This window comes from Streptomyces sp. NPDC028907, assembly GCF_055564995.1.
Window position 1 is genome coordinate 562,394 of record NZ_JBVHVE010000006.1, and the last position, 16,090, is coordinate 578,483.

A 16,090-nucleotide genomic window follows, 5' to 3' on the forward strand; every position below is an offset into this window, starting at 1 on the left:
CCGGGGGCCGCGCTTCAGGGTCGACGGGCGGTGTGGTCAGACCGTCAGACCCCGAACCAGGAGATCCAGCAACGCACACACGAACAGGGCGATCCCGATGAACCCGTTGACGCTGAAGAACGCCCGGTTCACGCGGGACAGGTCATGCGGCCGCACGATCGAGTGCTCGTACCCGAAGGCGGCGGCCACGATCAGCAGGCCCAGCCAGAAGAACGCGCCCGCGTCCGTGGCGAGGGCGTACCAGACGAACAGGGCCGTCGTGATCGCGTGGCAGACCCGGGCGCCCCAGATCGCGGCCGGGATGCCGAAGCGGGCCGGGACCGACATGACGCCGATCTCGCGGTCGGTTTCGATGTCCTGGCAGGCGTAGATCAGGTCGAAGCCACCGATCCAGATGCCCACCGCGAGGCCGAGGATCACCGCGTCCCAGGACCAGGTGCCGGTGATGGCCAGCCAGCCGCCGACCGGGCCCATGGCCTGGGCGAGGCCGAGGATGGCCTGGGGGAAGTTCGTGAACCGTTTGCCGTAGGGGTAGACCACCATCGGGATCACCGCGATGGGGGCGAGGGCGAGGCAGAGGGGGTTCAGCAGGGCCGCCGAGCCCAGGAAGATCACCAGGGCGATCAGGGCGCCCGTCCAGGCGTGCCGGACCGACATCGCGCCGGTCACCAGCTCGCGGTGGGCGGTGCGCGGGTTGCGCGCGTCGATCTCGCGGTCGATGATCCGGTTGACCGCCATGGCGAAGGTCCGCAGACCGACCATGCAGACGGTGACCAGCAGCAGCCGGCCCCAGTGGATGTTCCTGTCCCACTGGAACATGGCCGTCAGCGCGGCGATGTACGCGAAGGGCAGCGCGAACACCGAGTGTTCGATCATCACCAGGCGCAGGAAGGCCTTCGTGCGTCCTGGCTGCGGGATCGCGGCGGAGGCGCTGCTCACAGTCCGTACTCCTTCCAGCGGCGGTCGACCTTCGCCGCCGTCTCCGGGTCGGACTCCACCATGTCGGGCCAGCCGCCGTCACGGGTGTAGCCCTCCTCGGGCCACTTCTTCGTGGCGTCGATGCCCGCCTTGCCACCCCAGAACTGCTGGTAGGAGGCGTGGTCGAGGTGGTCCACCGGGCCCTCGACCACGGTCAGGTCGCGGGCGTAGTCCGTGTTGCCGAGCGCCCGCCAGGCGACCTCGTGCAGATCGTGGACGTCGCAGTCGGAGTCCACGACCACGATCAGCTTGGTCAGGGACATCATGTGCGCGCCCCAGATCGCGTGCATCGTCTTCTGGGCGTGCTTGGGGTACTTCTTGTCGATCGAGACGATCGCGCAGTTGTGGAAGCCGCCGGCCTCGGGCAGGTGGTAGTCCACGATGTCCGGGACGATGATCTTGAGGAGGGGGAGGAAGAAGCGTTCCGTCGCACGGCCCAGCGGTCCGTCCTCCGTCGGGGGCCGGCCCACGACGATGGACTGGAGCAGCGGGCGACGGCGCATCGTCACACAGTCGATCTTCAGCGCCGGGAACGGCTCCTGCGGGGTGTAGAAGCCGGTGTGGTCGCCGAACGGCCCCTCCGGCAGCATCTCCCCCGGCTCCAGCCACCCCTCCAGCACGACCTCCGCCTGCGCCGGGACCTGCAGCGGGACGGTCTTGCAGTCGACCATCTCGATCCGCTTGCCGGCGACGAAGCCCGCGAACAGGTACTCGTCGATGTCCCCGGGCAGCGGGGCGGTCGAGGCGTACGTCACGGCGGGCGGACACCCGAAGGCGATGGCGACCGGCAGCCGCTCCCCCCTGCGCGCCGCCACCTGGTAGTGGTTGCGGCTGTCCTTGTGGATCTGCCAGTGCATGCCGATGGTGCGCTTGTCGTGGCGCTGGAGGCGGTACAGGCCCAGATTCCGTACGCCGGACTCCGGGTCCTTGGTGTGGGTGAGCCCCAGGTTGAAGAAGGAGCCGCCGTCCTTGGGCCAGGTGAACAGGGCCGGCAGCCGGTCCAGATCCACCTCGTCCCCGTGCAGCACGACCTCCTGCACCGGGGCGTCCGACGACTTCACCTTCTTCGGCGGTACGTGAGTCATCGCGCCGAGCTTGCCGAAGGCCTCGCGGACGCCGACGAACCCGTGCGGCAGCTCGGGCTTGAGCAGCCCGCCGATCTTGTCGGAGATGTCGCCGTACGACTTCAGGCCGAGGGCCTTGAGCAGGCGCCGGTCGGTGCCGAAGACGTTCATCGCGAGGGGCATCGAGGAGCCCTTCACGTTCTCGAAGAGCAGCGCGGGACCGCCGGACTTCTGGACCCGGTCGACGATCTCCCCGACCTCCAGATACGGATCGACCTCAGCCTTGACGCGCTTGAGGTCACCTTCGCGCTCCAGTGCCCTGAGCAGGGAACGAAGATCGTCGTAAGCCATGGGGTCAAGTATCCCCGAGCGGCTACCCTGGCCCTGAACCCGGGGGCCGTGCCCCCGGCCCCGACGACCGTTTCGCTGGAGAGGGCCCATGCTCCGGGTGCTGATGTTCCTCGTGCCACTGGCGCTGAGCGTGTACGCGTTCATCGACTGCATCAGCACGAAGGAGGACGACATCCGCCACTTGCCCAAGCCGCTCTGGGCGATCCTCGTCCTGCTGTTCCCGCTGGTCGGCTCGATCTCCTGGCTCATTGCGGGCAAGAAGCGCAGCCCGGCCGCCGAGGGCTGGTCCGGCGTACGGGACCGCCGGCGCGAGCGCCGGCAGTGGGTGGCGCCCGACGACAACCCCGAGTTCCTGAAGTCCCTGGACGAGGACGACGACGACAAGAGGGACGACAAGAGGAAGGACGACGGGCCGAAGCGCGACGAGCCCTGACGGGCCGTCCCGGCGGGGCGGTGTCCGCCGGCGCGTCGGGGGCCTCCGCCGAGATAGCGGCGGCGGTCCAGGAACCGCTGCGGCTCAGGGGTCCTCGGGCTGCTCGGCGGTCAGTAGAGCCCGGTAAGACTCCGTCGCTGAAGCACTTCTGGCGTGCGGTGTGGGTACATTCCGCACGTTGGCCTCGTGTTCCGAGCGCGGGAGAGTCGTGAGTATGGAGCTCCTGGATCAGGCGACGGCCCGGACCTGGCTGGCCACCGCCGTCACGGAGGCCCGTGCCGGGCTCGCCGAGGGCGGTGTCCCGATCGGCGCCGCGCTGTGCGGGGCCGACGGGACGCTGCTGGGACGCGGCCGCAATCGGCGCGTCCAGGACGGTGACCCGTCACTGCACGCGGAGACGGCGGCCTTCCGGGCGGCGGGGCGGCGGCGGTCGTATCGCGGCACGACCATGGTGACCACGCTCTCGCCCTGCTGGTACTGCTCGGGACTGGTCCGGCAGTTCGGCATCTCCCGGGTGGTGATCGGCGAGGCGGTCACCTTCACCGGCGGGCACGACTGGCTGGCCGAGCACGGCGTGGAGATCGTGCTCCTCGACGATGCCGACTGCGTCGGGCTGATGCGCGACTTCATCAAGGACCACCCCGACCTGTGGAACGAGGACATCGGTGAGTGACCGGCCCAGCACCCGTCAGACCCCCAGCACCGCTCAGGCCCCCCGCATCCCCACGATCGACCTGCGCCCCTGGCTCGACGGCACCCCCGAGGCCCGCCGGGCCATCGCCCGCACCGTCGACGAGGCCCTCCAGACCGCCGGATTCCTCCTGGTCACCGGGCACCGCGTGGACCCGGCCCTGCGCGCCCGCATCCGCACGGCGGCCCGCGCCTTCTTCACGCTCCCCGTCGAGGTCAAGCAGGCGTACGAGGCGAAGGTCGGCGGCCGCGGCTGGCTCGGCCCCGGCGCGGAGGCCAACGGGTACGCCGAGGGCACCGAGACCCCGCCCGATCTGAAGGAGTCGCTCACCTTCGCCACGCACGAGCCATTCGACGACCCGGTGATCAACGCCGAGTGGTCCGCACCGAACGTCTGGCCTGCGGAGACTCCCGAACTGCGGTCGCTGTGCGAGGAGTACCTGGCGCGGATGGGCGAGCTGGAGAACCAGCTGCTCTCCCTGCTCGGCGAGGCTCTCGGCCTCGAACCCGACTTCTTCTCACGGCACATGGACCATCCGACATACGGCTTCAACATCAACTGGTATCCGGGGACAGGGGTGATCGGCGCCCCGGAGCCCGGCCAGTTCCGCATCGGGCCGCACACCGACTTCGGCACCGTGACGATCCTCGACCGACAGGCGGGCAAGGGCGGCCTGCAGGTCCACACGGACGACGGCGGCTGGGAGGACGCGCCCTTCGACCCGGAGGCGTTCACCATCAACATCGGGGACCTGATGGCCCGGTGGACCGGTGACCGCTGGCGGTCGGGACGGCACCGGGTGCTGCCCCCGCCCGCGGACGCGCCGGCCGAGGAGCTGATGTCCCTCGTCTACTTCGGCGAGTGCACGCCCGGCACGCTCGTGGAGTCCGTGCCGGCTCCGGTGGGGCGGGTGGCGTACGAGCCGGTCGACTCGCATGTGTATCTGCGGGAGAAGCTGGACTCGATCACCGTCGGCTGACCGACGACGGCCACCGTCGCCCGAGCATGGTCGGCCGGCCGCCGCGCACCGGCTCCGATGTTCACGGGTGCTCTTCGAGTACGTCGATCAGCCGCTCGAAGCGCGCCCGCCACCGGGGCTCCGACTCCTCCCCGCTCTGGAACTCATGGGTGAAGCGCAGCACGCTGCCCTCGTCCCCGTCCCGCTCCAGATGGAACCTGATCCGGCCGCCGGGCCCCACCGTGTACTCGGCGACCCGCTCCACGTCCCACGCGGTGATCGACCCCGCCCCGATGTCACGCAGTGTGACCGCGCCGCCGAGTCGGGGTTCCAGGACATCGGCTGCCGTGAACCAGGACGCGAGTCCCTCCGGGGTGGTCAGCGTGGGCCAGACGGTCTCCATGGCCTGGGGAAGCCGCACCAGGAAGTGCAGGATGTGCGTGTTTCCATGGGTCTGGCTGATGCCCTGTTCCACCGAACCGGTCATGACACCAGCCTGACCCCGCCGGGCGCGAAACGCACCCCGCTCCGGGCGCCCCCGGACCTACACCCCGGCGTAGGAGTGCTTGCCGGAGACGAAGATGTTGACGCCGTAGTAGTTGAAGAGCCAGCAGCCGAAGGCGATCAGCGCCAGGTAGGCGGCCTTGCGGCCCTTCCAGCCGGCCGTGGCGCGGGCGTGCAGGTAGCAGGCGTAGGCGACCCAGGTGATGAAGGACCAGGTCTCCTTGGGGTCCCAGCCCCAGTAGCGGCCCCACGCGTCGCCCGCCCAGATGGCGCCCGCGATGATCGTGAACGTCCACAGCGGGAAGACGGCGGCGTTGACGCGGTAGGAGAACTTGTCCAGGGACGCCGAGGCGGGCAGCCGGTCGAGGACGGAGTTCGCGAAACGGCCCGGGGTGCCGCCGTTCGCCAGCTTGTTCTCGTAGGAGTCCTTGAAGAGGTAGAGCAGCGTGGAGACGGCGCCGACGTAGAACACGGCGCCGCAGAAGATCGCGGTCGAGACGTGGATGTACAGCCAGTACGAGTGAAGAGCGGGAACCAACTGGTCGCTCGCGGTGTACAAGACAGTGACGGCGAGGCCGAGATCGAGGAGGACCGTGGTGATCAGGAACAGCCCGAGCCAGCGCACGTTCTTCTTCAGCGCGAGCAGGGAGAGGTACACACCGACGGCGACCGTGGAGAAGGTGATGTTGAACTCGTACATGTTGCCCCACGGCGCCCGCTCCACCGACAGAGCCCGCGTGAGCACACCACCGAACTCGACCAGGAAGGCCAGGACGGTGAGGGAGATGGCGATACGCCCGTAGAGGTCGCCCTGCGCGTCCCCGCCGTGCGCCCCGGGCCCGTCCGGCACGTCCCGCTGACCGGCCGCGGCCCGCACGACGACCTTCGGCCGCTCCAGTACGGCGGTGGAGCCGCCCTTCTTCACGGTGACGGCGGGCGCCTCGGCCTTGCCTGCCTTCTCGGCCTTCGCCGGGGTCAGCGCGGCGGCCGTGCGGCCGACCTTGCTGCGGCTGCCGAGGAGCCATTCGGCGATGTACGCGAAGAAGGCCAGGGTGTAGACGGCCATCGACGAGTAGATCAGCGTGTTGCTGATGTTCGCGAGGTTTTCGTTGGTGGCGGCGGCCAACTCGGTCGCGGCGGCGAGAGTCACTTGCTGTCAGCCCCTTCGGCGGGTGCGACTTGGGGGTCGGGGGAAGCTGCGGAATCTGCGGGGTCGTCGTCTGGGTCGGGGGCGCCCGGAGCCTGTTCGTACAGGATCCCGGCGAGGTCGCCGAGCTCCTCCGGCACCTTGGCGGACTCGCTGCGGCCGAGGCCGGCCATCTCGACGACCGTGACGCCGTCACCGCCGGTGGTGGCCCGCACCCACACACGGCGGCGCTGGATGAAGAGGGAGGCGGCCAGACCGAAGATCGCGGCGAGGGAACCGGCGAGGGCCCAGCCGCTGCCGGGCTGGCGGGCGACCTGGAAGCCGGCCCACTCCTTGATCTCCTTCTCGAAGGTGATCGAGCCGGCGCCGTTCGGGAGCTTCATGGTCTCGCCGGGCTTCAGGTTCTCCCTGAGCTGCGCGCCCTTGGAGTCCTTGAACCCCTTCAGGTTCTTCTTGTTCAGCTGGTACACACTCTGCGGGATGCCCGAGTTGACACCGAGTTCGCCGTGGTAGGCCTCCAGGTTCAGCACCGGGTTGAGCAGCGCCGGGAACTGCGAGACCACCGCGGTGCCCGAGCCGCCGTACGACGGCAGGAAGAAGGCCTGGAAGCCGAGCTGGTCCCAGTTGCCCTTGGCGTCGCGGTAGCCGTCCATGACCTTGATGGCGCCGGTGGAGGTGACGTTGCCGTCGAGCGGAAGGAGGGGGACCGCGTCCTTGTACACGATCTTGCCCCTGCCGTCCCGGACCGTGATGACGGGAGCGTAGCCGTGGCTGACGAGGTAGACCTTCGAGCCGCCGATCTCCAGTGGCTCGTTGACCTCGATGGTGGTGTTCTTCTCCTTGTCGGAGGAGCCCACGCTGTAGGTGATGTCCGCCTTGTACACGCGCGGGGTGCCCCGGTTGGGGCCGGAGGGCTCGTAGCTGCCGACGAAGTTCTTCAGGTTGAAGCTGAACGGGTCCAGGTCGTCCTGGGTGAACAGGCTGCCGGACTTGAAGTCGTCGTACTGGGTGAGGGTGTTGGAGAACCCGTCGCCCTCGACGACCAGCTTGTTGCCCTCGGACTTGAACAGCTGGCCCCAGGCGAAGGCGATCAGCATCACGATCAGCGCGATGTGGAAGGCGAGGTTGCCGACCTCGCGCAGATAGCCCTTCTCCGCGGCGACGGCGTCACCGGCGACGTGGGCGCGGAAGCGGCGCTTCTTCAGCAGGGCGAGCGCGGCCTCACGGACCTGCTCGGGCTCGGCGTCGGTGCGCCACGTGGTGTAGGCGGGCAGCCGGGTCAGCCGCTTGGGGGCGCCCGGCGGCCGGCCGCGCAGCTGGCCGACGAACTGCCAGGTGCGCGGGACGATGCAGCCGATGAGGGAGACGAACAGCAGGATGTAGATCGCGGAGAACCACACCGAGCTGTAGACGTGGAAGAGGCCGAGCTTGTCGTAGACCGGCGCGAGCGTCTCGTGCGCCTTGCGGAACTCGGCGACCTTCGTCTCGTCGATCCCGGTCTGCGGGATGAGCGAGCCGGGGATCGCGCCGAGGGACAGCAGCAGGAGCAGCAGCAGCGCGACCCGCATGGAGGTCAGCTGCCGCCAGAACCAGCGGGCCCAGCCGATGACGCCGAGGGACGGCAGGTTGGGGGCGTCCTCCGCGGGGGCGGTGGAGAGCTGGGAGCCCGCGGCGCCCAGGTCCTCGTCCACGGCGGCCGCGGCCGCCGTGGTGTCCGGCGTGCCGGTCTTCGTCTCGCTCATCGATCAGATCCCCACAGTGAAGCCGGTGGACCAGACCTGCATCTCCTGCACGATGCGGTCCCATGCGCCGGTCAGCAGCAGCACACCGGTCGCGATCATCATGGTGCCGCCGATGCGCATCACCCAGACGTAGTGGCGCTTGACCCAGGCGAAGGCGCCGAGGGCCTTGCGGAAGGCTACGGCAGCGAGCACGAAGGGCAGGCCGAGGCCCAGGCAGTAGGCGACGGTCAGTATGGCGCCGCGGCCGGCGCTGCCCTCGTTGGCCGCGAGGATCGTCACGGAGGAGAGAGTGGGGCCGAGACAGGGCGTCCAGCCGATGCCGAAGAGGGCGCCCAGCAGAGGGGCGCCGGCGAGGCCGGTGGCCGGCTTGGTGTGGAAGCGGAACTCCCGCTGGGTGAGCCAGGGCATCAGACCCATGAAGAACAGTCCCATGAGGATCATGAGGACGCCGAGGACCTTCGTCAGGACGTCCTTGTTCTCCTGGAGGTTCTGCCCCCAGTAGCCGAACAGCGCTCCGCCGGAGACGAACACGGCGGTGAAGCCGAGCACGAACAGGGTGGCGCCGACGGCCATCCGCCCGCGCCGGGCCTCCGCCAGATCGGTGCCGCTCACCCCGGTGACGTAGGACAGGTAACCGGGCACCAGCGGCAGGACGCACGGGGAGAAGAAGGAGACGAGACCGGCGAGCAGGGCGATCGGCAGCGCGATCAGCAGGGCGCCGCTCATCACCGTCTGGTTCGGCCCCTCGGCGAGCATGGTGACTGCGCTCACGTCACTTCTCCGCGAGGACGGGCTTGAGCATGCTGCGCAGCGTTTCCTCGCTGAGCGGCGTCAGCGCACGCGCGGCGAGCCTGCCCTTGCGGTCGATGACGAGCGTGGAGGGGATCGCCTGCGGGTTGAGCGTCCCCTTCTTGAAGCGGAGCATCTGCTTGCCCGTGGGGTCGTACAGGCTCGGGTAGGTGATCCCGAACTCCTTCTCGAAGGCCTTGGCGACCGTGGTGTTGGTGTCCCGGGTGTTGATGCCGACGAACTCGACGCCCTGGCCCTTGACGTCGTCGTAGACGGTCTGGAAGTTCTTCGCCTCGGCGCGGCAGGGCGGGCACCACGATCCCCATACGTTGATGACGAGGACCTTGCCCTTGGTGTCGGCGGTGGAGAGCTGCTTGCCGTCGATCGTCTCGCCGGAGAGGACCGGCGCCACCGCGCGCTTGTCCTGGGCGACCGTGTCGATGCCGTTGTCGCCGGAGACGAAGCCGGTGTCGCCGCCACCGCCCGACGGGCCGCCGGAGCTGCACGCGGACAGGGTCAGCGCGGCCACGGCGGCGGCGGTGGTGAGCAGGGCGGTACGGCTACGGGCGCGGCTGGCGGCACTCATGTGAAAAGTTTCGCATGCCCGTTCCGGGGATCTTTGGCACCCCCCTCCCGGACGTAGACCCGCATTTCAGGCGGCGTTCTGCGTACCCGCGGAAGCGCCCTGACCGCCCTGGCTGCCCTGGCTGCCCTGGCTGCCCTTCAGGAGGGTCTTCCAGCCACCGACGGGCTGCTGCCCGACCTCCAGAGTGCGCAACTTGTCGAGAATGTCCGGCTTCTGTACGTCCATCCAGTCCACGAACTGCCGGAAGGAGACGAGCCGGATGTCGGCACCCTTCTCCTTCTCCCGCGCGATGTGCTTCAGGGCCTCCTCGACGGCGTCCATGTATATGCCGCCGTTCCACTGCTCGAAGTGGTTGCCCACGAAGAAGGGCGCGCGGTTTGTCTCGTATGCCCGCTTGAATCCCTGGATGTAAGCCTGCGCCGACTGCTGACGCCAGCCGGGGTAGTTGTGGCTGGGTGCGTTCGTCGAGTTGATCGACTGGTTGGCGAGCATGTTGTAGTCCATGGAGAGGACCTCGAACGAACGGCCGGGGAAAGGTATCTGCTGCAACGGCAGATCCCACAGCCCCTGCTTCTTCCGCGGCCACACCTGACGGCCGCCGGGCGAGGAGGCGTCGTAACGCCAGCCCAGCTCACGGGCGGTGGGCAACAGGTTGTCCTGGCCGAGGAGACAGGGCGTACGGCCGCCGACGAGCTCCTTGTCGTAGTCGAAGGGCAGCGAGGGCAGGTCGGTCCACCCGGAGTTGGTCCGCCACTCCTTGACGAAGGCCTTGGCCTGATCGATCTCGCTGCGCCACTGCTGCGGGGTCCAGTTGCCGACGGTGCCGTTGCCGGCGCAGAAGTGGCCGTTGAAGTGGGTGCCTATCTCGTGGCCGTCGAGCCAGGCCTGACGGACGTTCTTCAGGGTCGCCTTGATGTGCTCGTCGGTGAGGTAGCCGATGTCGGAGGCGCCGCGCGGGTTGTTCGGCGGTTCGTAGAGCCGCTTCTTCGACTCGGGGAGCAGATACAGCCCCGAGAGGAAGAAGGTCATGTGCGCCTCGTGCTCCTTGGCGAGTTCGAGGAAGCGCGGGAAGAGGCCGTTGCCGACCTCGCCGGCGCCGTCCCAGGAGAAGACGACGAACTGCGGCGGCTCCTGACCCGGCTCCAGCGGCTCGGGCTTGCCCGGCTGGTTCGGCTGCTTGCCGGTGTAGGAGGTGGAGCCGTCGCCTATGGGGCGGGCGCGGTGGGTCTGGGCGCCGGGCTGGTTGCCCGTACCGCCGTTGGAACCTTCGGCGTGGTCCGCCCCGTCTGACGACGTGAGCGTGCCGCATCCCGCGAGTCCGAGGGCGGCGGCCGCTCCGGCACCGAGTCCGATAACTCCCCTTCGGCTGAAGTTGCGCATTGCTGCCCCGTCCGTCGTGCTTGGTGGTGGTCACCCAGTGAGAGGGCACGACGAACAGGTAGGTTCCTGCGCTATCGCGGAGGAACCGAAACAAATGTCACAACCGTGTATTGAGCACCCCGAAGGGGCGCCCCGCCGTATCGCTGTGCGGCTCCGCCGCATGGGCGCGGCCGGCCCCCGCGGCGCACAGACGCGTGATGGCGCTCCCAGCGGAGCGTCTACGCGCCGAAGGCCTTGTCCTTCCCCTTCACCGGCTTGGCGCCGGCGCGCAGATGGGCGGGAACGAGGTCGATGGCCGGCTCGCTGTAGCCGACGGACACGATCCGGTCACCCTGGTACGTGAAGCTCGTCAGGGACGCCAGCGTGCACTGCCGCTTGCGCGGGTCGTGCCACAGCCGCCGCTTCTCGACATAGCTCCGCACGATCCAGATCGGCAGCTGATGGCTGACCAGCACCGCCTCGTGCCCGCGCGCCGCGTCCTTGGCGGAGTCCAGCGCGCCCATCATCCGCACGACCTGGTCGACGTACGGCTCACCCCAGGACGGTTTGAAGGGGTTGACCAGGTGCTTCCAGTTCTCCGGCTTCTTCAGCGCCCCGTCCCCGACGCCGAAGGTCTTGCCCTGGAAGACGTTGTCGGCCTCGATGAGCCGCGCGTCGGTGGCGAGGTCGAGACCGTGCGCCTTGGCGATCGGCGTCGCGGTCTCCTGCGCCCGCTCCAGCGGGGAGGCGCAGACGTACGTCACATCGCGGGAGGCGAGATGCTCGGCGACCCGGTCGGCCATCTGCCGCCCGAGCTCGGAGAGGTGGTACCCGGACAGCCGCCCGTAGAGGATCCCGTCCGGGTTGGCGACCTCGCCGTGCCGCATGACGTGTACGACGGTGACGTCGCCGTTCTCGGTCGTGGAGTTGTCGCTCATGCCGCCGTGGCCTCCGCCGCTGCTCGGGCCGCCGCCGGGAGGGCGTCGGCGATCCGCTGGACGGCCCGCTCGTCGTGGGCCGTGGACACGAACCAGGACTCGAAGGACGAGGGCGGCAGGTAGACGCCCTGCGCCAGCATCGAGTGGAAGAAGGCGGTGAAGCGGAAGGACTCCTGGCGCTTGGCGTCCTCGTAGTTGCGCACTTCCCGGTCCGTGAAGAAGACGGAGAACATGTTGGAGGCGTTCTGCAGCCGGTGCGCGACGCCTTCCTTGGCCAGGGCCTCGGTGACGAGGGACTGGATCTGCGCGGATACGGCGTTGACCGTGTCGTACGCGGCCTCGTCGAGGAGCCGCAGCTGGGCGAGGCCGGCGGCGGTGGCGACCGGGTTCCCGGAAAGGGTGCCGGCCTGGTACACGGGGCCGGCCGGGGCGAGGTGGGCCATCACGTCGGCGCGCCCGCCGAAGGCGGCGGCCGGGAAGCCACCCCCCATGACCTTGCCGAAGGTCATCAGGTCGGGCTTGACCCCGTCGACGCCGTACCACCCGGCGCGGCTGGTCCGGAACCCGGTCATGACCTCGTCGGAAATGAACAGGGCGCCGTTCTTCCGGCAGGCGTCCTTCAGTCCCTCGTTGAAGCCGGGCAGCGGCGGGACGACGCCCATGTTGCCCGGCGAGGCCTCGGTGATCACGCAGGCGATCTCGCCGGGGTAGCGGTGGAAGGCCTCGTGGACGGACTCCAGGTCGTTGTAGGGCAGCACGATGGTGTCGCCGGCCTGGGCACCGGTGACACCGGGGGTGTCGGGCAGGGCGAAGGTGGCGACGCCGGACCCGGCCGCCGCGAGCAGCGAGTCGACGTGCCCGTGATAACACCCGGCGAACTTGATCACCTTGGTCCGCTGGGTGAACCCGCGGGCGAGCCGGATGGCCGACATGGTGGCCTCGGTGCCGCTGGAGACGAGCCGCACCTGCTCCAGCGGCTCGATCCGGTCGACCATCTCCTCGGCGAGCGCGACCTCGCCCTCACCGGGCGTACCGAAGGAGGTACCGCGGGAGACGGCGTCCTGGACGGCGGCGATCACGTCCGGGTGGGAGTGCCCGAGGATCATGGGGCCCCAGGAGCAGACGAGGTCGACGTACTCACGTCCGTCGGCGTCGGTCAGATACGGACCGGTACCGGACACCATGAACCGGGGCGTGCCGCCCACGGCACGGAAGGCGCGCACCGGGGAGTTCACGCCGCCGGGTGTGACGACGGCCGCACGGTCGAACAGGGCCTGCGAGGCCGGTGCTTCGTATGGATAGGGCGATTCGCTCATGGCCTGCGACTTCTCCGACGTTCTCGGGCTCCGATGGGCAGTGACCTCCTCAGGGTAGGCCAGCGGGGGGCCGCGGCAGCGGGACGGCCGCCCGCCCGGCGAACGGCCTCCCCGGGACCCCGTCCGGTCTCCCCGGCTGTCCACTTCCCGGCGGCCCTCCCCCGCGATCTGCGAGACTGGGCGTGATACACACAGCTCATGCGGGGCGTGATGGTCGGGGACTGAAAAGATCCTGCGGACAGGTGTTTCAACCCACGTTTCGGCGGGCGGCCGTGGGGGAGGTCACTGACACGATGATCGGGTTGCGCGGCGGGCGCCACGCGTCCTAGAAAAGCAGTCGGGTGGAGATATGCATCGCGGTGGCGGACTGGGCGAGGGGACTGATGACCTGGGTCCTCGACGGGCCCGGCGGGGAAGGCACCGGCGCGACGCGGAGGATTCGAACGAAGCACGTCAGGGACACGTAGTACCGGATATGCCGGGTGTACCGAACGAATCAGAGCGGGCCGACCGTCACAGTGATCGGCTGAGGGCGAGCAGGAATGGTGGTCGGGTGGGGGTGACGTACAAGTACTTCGGCGCGCCGGACGGTGCGACCGCGGCCCGCGTCCCGATCTCGATGCGCCCCGAAGAACTCGGCGGCGACGAACTCGGCATGAACGGCATGTTCACCAAGATCAAGCCGGAGACGATGGCCGCGATGGTCCTCACGGGCATCGAAGGCGTCCCCCTGCACAAGGTCCCGCCCCTGGAGCTGGTCGTCCTCCACCCCGACTACGCGGTGGTCAAGCTGCCGATGACGGTGGTCGACCCGCTGCGGGGCATAGGAGAGGAAGCGGTGGGCGCGGCCGCGTTCATCTGGTCCACGGTGCCGGACCGGGGTGGGCCGCGGGATGCGTTCAATGTGTACCAGTTGCTGCACGAGTGGCAGGACTTCAGCCATCGGTTGCATGAGGCGGGGCATCAGCCGTACTGCCTGGTGTGGCCCTGAGGTAGGGCTTTCGCCGGTAGCAGGCGGTTGAGCCGGTATCGGGCGGGGTTTTCGAGCCCCGCCCTTGTCGTGCGTACGGGCTGACTCTGGTGGTCTCAGGCAGGTAGCGGCCACCGCGGGCCGTTCGGGTTTCCGAGCCAGACGATCTGCTCGTCGTGGGAGACGGTCACGCCGAACGCGGCAGTACTCGGTGAGCCGTACTCCTTCCACGTGCCCACCGCCGATTCGATCGAGTCCCAGAGGCGGTGCGGGCCGCCTTGGCGGACCCGCCAGCCGCTGCTGTCCGTGGGAGTGAGGACAGCGAAGGAACTGGTGTGGCTGTCCAGTACGAACGTGCTGACGGTGCCGCCGTCGACGGGCATGGAGAAGAAGCGGACGTCCGGCCCTGCGAGCTGCGCCATGAAGGCCGGCCCTGAAGCGCTGAGCACCTCTGGCCCGTACGTCGCCTTCCGCGCCGTCCCGTCGTCGGGCCCCGGCACCACGCCGAGGCTCTCCGGTGCCTCCTGCTGGCGGGCAATCATGAAGCTCGGGTCGTCCTCGCTGAACCAGCCGCTCGCGCTGTCACCGGTGACGACGAGCTTGACCAGGCCGAGGGAGCGCATCCAGCCGCGCAGGGTGGTGAGGATGACGCCGCCCGAGGGGACCTGCTCCAGCCAAGCAGGCGGGATGCTGCGGAAGCCGCACGTGGCGATCAGCCGGTCGTACGGGGCTCCGTCGGGGTGGCCGGCGCGGCCGTCCCCCACCAGCAGGTGGGGGGTATGACCGGATTCGGTGAGGGCGTGGTCGGCTCGTCGGGCCACGCCTTCGTCCGTCTCGATCGAGGTCACGCTCTCGCTACCGAGCCGGTGGCACATCAGTGCTGTCGAGTAACCGGTTCCGGTGCCGATCTCCAGCACATTCATGCCGTCCTGCACATCCAGGTCTTCGAGCATCCGCACGACGAGGCTCGGCAACGTCGACGACGAGGTCGGGGCCGCGTTGCTGATTGGCTTCGGGTCGGCCCAGTCGATGTCCCGACCGTCGAACTGAGTCATCCATGTCTCGTCGGTGTAGACGAGCCGGAGCCACTCGTCCTTGCCGACCGTCTCCGGTGTGACCGGCTCCCAGGTGGTGACGCCCGGGGCATGGCCCTCCCGGTAGAAGCGCGGGATGAACCTGTGCCGGGGCACGGCCTCCACGGCGGCCCGCCACTCAGGTGAGCGCAGCCGGCCGTCCTTCTCCAGTTGCCGGGCGAGTCGGCGCCGGAGATCGACCGCAGCCGTCTCGATATCCGTCTCACTGGCCACAGAGTCCTCCTTCCAGAAGATCGGCGAGTGCCGCAGTCATCGGCAGACCGGTCGGCGGCTCCATCCATGCCCACTGCCCGGAAGGATTGCACTCGATGAAGATCCACTCGCCGCGGTCGGTCAGAGCGAAGTCGAACGCCCCGAAGACGAGCCCGAAGTGCTCCAGATAGGCACGCATCGACCGCTCCGCCGCGAGTGGCGCGGCAAGCGGCGTGTATGTGTGAGTGCCGTAGTCCGTACGCCAGTCGAGGAGACCGGAGTCGATCCGCACGGCGAAGATCTGCTCGCCGATCAGCGTCACCCGGATATCGGCAACCTTGTCCACCCGCTTCTGGAAGAGGTGCATGGTGCCGGACACGGAGGCGTCGATCTCATCGGCGATCACCTCGGTCACGGGAACGGTCTGGGCCTTGCCGTCGACCAGATAGAGCGGAACCGAGATCGGCTTGAAGATGACCGGACCGTGCGCCCTGATGAAGGCCCGTGCGTCGTCGGGAACGTTGGTGATCAACGTCGGCGGAAGCGTGAAGCCTGCCGCCGCCGCTACCGCGAGCCCGGCTGGCTTGTACTCGGCGTCGCCGATGCGATTGGGGTGGTTGACGTAGAGACAGCCAGGCAGAGAGGTCAGGATGCCGCCGAGCCCGTAGCGCGCCTGGGCGATGGCGAACCGCTCGTCCTGCTTGTCGAGGTGGGGGAAGGCAAACCCGGAGGGGCGGCGGTAGTACACGGAACGCACCGCGCCCAGGTCGGCACGTCGGCTCGGGGTCTGCACGCTTCCCCGCCACCTATCGGTGCCACCGATGGTGGCCGAACACGACAAAGTGGCGGGGAAGTCACCGGAGTCGAACCGCACGACCGGGACACCCCGGTCGTGCAGCTCGGCGATCACGAAGTCCGCAGTCGGGTCGTCGAGGTTGGTGACGACCAGGACCGGACGATCGTCGTTCGTCACCAGAG

General features: G+C 69.0%; 16 protein-coding genes. 4 read left to right on the top strand and 12 right to left on the bottom strand.

All coding sequences use genetic code 11. The features are described from left to right. Positions 1 to 36 precede the first annotated feature (36 nt). Entirely contained in the window at positions 37 to 939 is a 903-nt protein-coding gene (mqnP, locus tag ACZ4UU_RS21670; protein ID WP_471904991.1) for a menaquinone biosynthesis prenyltransferase MqnP, read from the bottom strand. Further along, positions 936 to 2,393: a menaquinone biosynthesis decarboxylase gene (locus ACZ4UU_RS21675; RefSeq protein ID WP_471904992.1), complete on the bottom strand. Its 1,458-nt coding sequence runs from the start codon at positions 2,391 to 2,393 to the stop codon at positions 936 to 938. The genes mqnP and ACZ4UU_RS21675 overlap by 4 nt, the downstream gene beginning before the upstream one ends. Positions 2,394 to 2,481: 88 nt before the next feature. Here ACZ4UU_RS21675 and ACZ4UU_RS21680 point away from each other — a divergent pair, with 88 nt between their 5' ends. The 3 genes from ACZ4UU_RS21680 (at position 2,482) to ACZ4UU_RS21690 (ending at position 4,496) form a co-directional block, all read left to right on the top strand. After that, positions 2,482 to 2,826: a PLD nuclease N-terminal domain-containing protein gene (locus ACZ4UU_RS21680; protein ID WP_471904993.1), complete on the top strand. Its 345-nt coding sequence runs from the start codon at positions 2,482 to 2,484 to the stop codon at positions 2,824 to 2,826. Positions 2,827 to 3,040: 214 nt separating this feature from the next. Next, positions 3,041 to 3,499: a nucleoside deaminase gene (locus ACZ4UU_RS21685; protein ID WP_471904994.1), complete on the top strand. Its 459-nt coding sequence runs from the start codon at positions 3,041 to 3,043 to the stop codon at positions 3,497 to 3,499. After that, positions 3,492 to 4,496 carry an isopenicillin N synthase family dioxygenase gene (locus tag ACZ4UU_RS21690; RefSeq protein ID WP_471904995.1) on the top strand — a complete coding sequence of 335 codons (1,005 nt, stop codon included), beginning with the start codon at positions 3,492 to 3,494 and terminating at the stop codon, positions 4,494 to 4,496. Before ACZ4UU_RS21685 ends, ACZ4UU_RS21690 begins: the two co-directional genes overlap by 8 nt. A 61-nt stretch (positions 4,497 to 4,557) precedes the next feature. On the opposite strand, the gene ACZ4UU_RS21695 is transcribed toward ACZ4UU_RS21690, so the two are convergent. The 8 genes from ACZ4UU_RS21695 to hemL form a co-directional block, all read right to left on the bottom strand. Beyond that, entirely contained in the window at positions 4,558 to 4,962 is a 405-nt protein-coding gene (locus tag ACZ4UU_RS21695) for an SRPBCC domain-containing protein (protein WP_471904996.1), read from the bottom strand. Between the two features lie 57 nt (positions 4,963 to 5,019). Next, entirely contained in the window at positions 5,020 to 6,129 is a 1,110-nt protein-coding gene (gene ccsB / locus ACZ4UU_RS21700; RefSeq protein ID WP_471904997.1) for a c-type cytochrome biogenesis protein CcsB, read from the bottom strand. Next, positions 6,126 to 7,868 carry a cytochrome c biogenesis protein ResB gene (resB, locus tag ACZ4UU_RS21705; protein WP_471904998.1) on the bottom strand — a complete coding sequence of 581 codons (1,743 nt, stop codon included), beginning with the start codon at positions 7,866 to 7,868 and terminating at the stop codon, positions 6,126 to 6,128. Before resB ends, ccsB begins: the two co-directional genes overlap by 4 nt. 3 nt (positions 7,869 to 7,871) lie before the next feature. Beyond that, complete coding sequence (locus ACZ4UU_RS21710; RefSeq protein WP_471905100.1) at positions 7,872 to 8,624, bottom strand: cytochrome c biogenesis CcdA family protein; 753 nt, start codon at positions 8,622 to 8,624, stop codon at positions 7,872 to 7,874. A 16-nt stretch (positions 8,625 to 8,640) separates the two neighbouring features. Then, a complete protein-coding gene (locus ACZ4UU_RS21715) occupies positions 8,641 to 9,243 on the bottom strand; it encodes a TlpA family protein disulfide reductase (RefSeq protein WP_471904999.1) in 603 nt (200 codons plus the stop codon). Between the two features lie 66 nt (positions 9,244 to 9,309). Continuing rightward, the gene (locus tag ACZ4UU_RS21720; protein WP_471905000.1) at positions 9,310 to 10,623 is read right to left on the bottom strand and encodes a polysaccharide deacetylase family protein; all 1,314 of its coding nucleotides are present in this window, start codon (positions 10,621 to 10,623) and stop codon (positions 9,310 to 9,312) included. Between the two features lie 218 nt (positions 10,624 to 10,841). Next, positions 10,842 to 11,540, bottom strand: a complete 699-nt coding sequence (locus ACZ4UU_RS21725) for a histidine phosphatase family protein (RefSeq protein WP_217205841.1) — start codon at positions 11,538 to 11,540, stop codon at positions 10,842 to 10,844. Then, on the bottom strand, positions 11,537 to 12,856 hold the full coding sequence (hemL, locus tag ACZ4UU_RS21730) for a glutamate-1-semialdehyde 2,1-aminomutase (protein ID WP_471905001.1): 1,320 nt from the start codon (positions 12,854 to 12,856) through the stop codon (positions 11,537 to 11,539). The genes ACZ4UU_RS21725 and hemL overlap by 4 nt, the downstream gene beginning before the upstream one ends. A gap of 349 nt (positions 12,857 to 13,205) precedes the next feature. On the opposite strand from hemL, the gene ACZ4UU_RS21735 reads away from it, so the two are divergent. Further along, positions 13,206 to 13,847 carry a hypothetical protein gene (locus ACZ4UU_RS21735; RefSeq protein WP_078504104.1) on the top strand — a complete coding sequence of 214 codons (642 nt, stop codon included), beginning with the start codon at positions 13,206 to 13,208 and terminating at the stop codon, positions 13,845 to 13,847. 95 nt (positions 13,848 to 13,942) lie between these two features. Here the strand turns inward: ACZ4UU_RS21735 and tgmC are convergent, their stop codons facing one another. Next, positions 13,943 to 15,133 carry an ATP-grasp peptide maturase system methyltransferase gene (tgmC, locus tag ACZ4UU_RS21740; protein WP_471905002.1) on the bottom strand — a complete coding sequence of 397 codons (1,191 nt, stop codon included), beginning with the start codon at positions 15,131 to 15,133 and terminating at the stop codon, positions 13,943 to 13,945. After that, positions 15,123 to 16,085, bottom strand: coding sequence for an ATP-grasp ribosomal peptide maturase (gene tgmB, locus ACZ4UU_RS21745; RefSeq protein ID WP_471905003.1), 963 nt, complete (start codon positions 16,083 to 16,085; stop codon positions 15,123 to 15,125). Before tgmB ends, tgmC begins: the two co-directional genes overlap by 11 nt. Positions 16,086 to 16,090: the final 5 nt, after the last annotated feature.

Coding starts and splice junctions, on each gene's coding strand:
- ACZ4UU_RS21675 (WP_471904992.1), bottom strand. CDS start 2,393: ATGGCTTACGACGATCTTCGTTCCCTGCTCAGGGCACTGGAGCGCGAA.
- ACZ4UU_RS21680 (WP_471904993.1), top strand. CDS start 2,482: ATGCTCCGGGTGCTGATGTTCCTCGTGCCACTGGCGCTGAGCGTGTAC.
- ACZ4UU_RS21685 (WP_471904994.1), top strand. CDS start 3,041: ATGGAGCTCCTGGATCAGGCGACGGCCCGGACCTGGCTGGCCACCGCC.
- ACZ4UU_RS21695 (WP_471904996.1), bottom strand. CDS start 4,962: ATGACCGGTTCGGTGGAACAGGGCATCAGCCAGACCCATGGAAACACG.
- resB (WP_471904998.1), bottom strand. CDS start 7,868: ATGAGCGAGACGAAGACCGGCACGCCGGACACCACGGCGGCCGCGGCC.
- ACZ4UU_RS21710 (WP_471905100.1), bottom strand. CDS start 8,624: ATGCTCGCCGAGGGGCCGAACCAGACGGTGATGAGCGGCGCCCTGCTG.
- ACZ4UU_RS21715 (WP_471904999.1), bottom strand. CDS start 9,243: ATGAGTGCCGCCAGCCGCGCCCGTAGCCGTACCGCCCTGCTCACCACC.
- ACZ4UU_RS21720 (WP_471905000.1), bottom strand. CDS start 10,623: ATGCGCAACTTCAGCCGAAGGGGAGTTATCGGACTCGGTGCCGGAGCG.
- ACZ4UU_RS21725 (WP_217205841.1), bottom strand. CDS start 11,540: ATGAGCGACAACTCCACGACCGAGAACGGCGACGTCACCGTCGTACAC.
- hemL (WP_471905001.1), bottom strand. CDS start 12,856: ATGAGCGAATCGCCCTATCCATACGAAGCACCGGCCTCGCAGGCCCTG.
- ACZ4UU_RS21735 (WP_078504104.1), top strand. CDS start 13,206: ATGCATCGCGGTGGCGGACTGGGCGAGGGGACTGATGACCTGGGTCCT.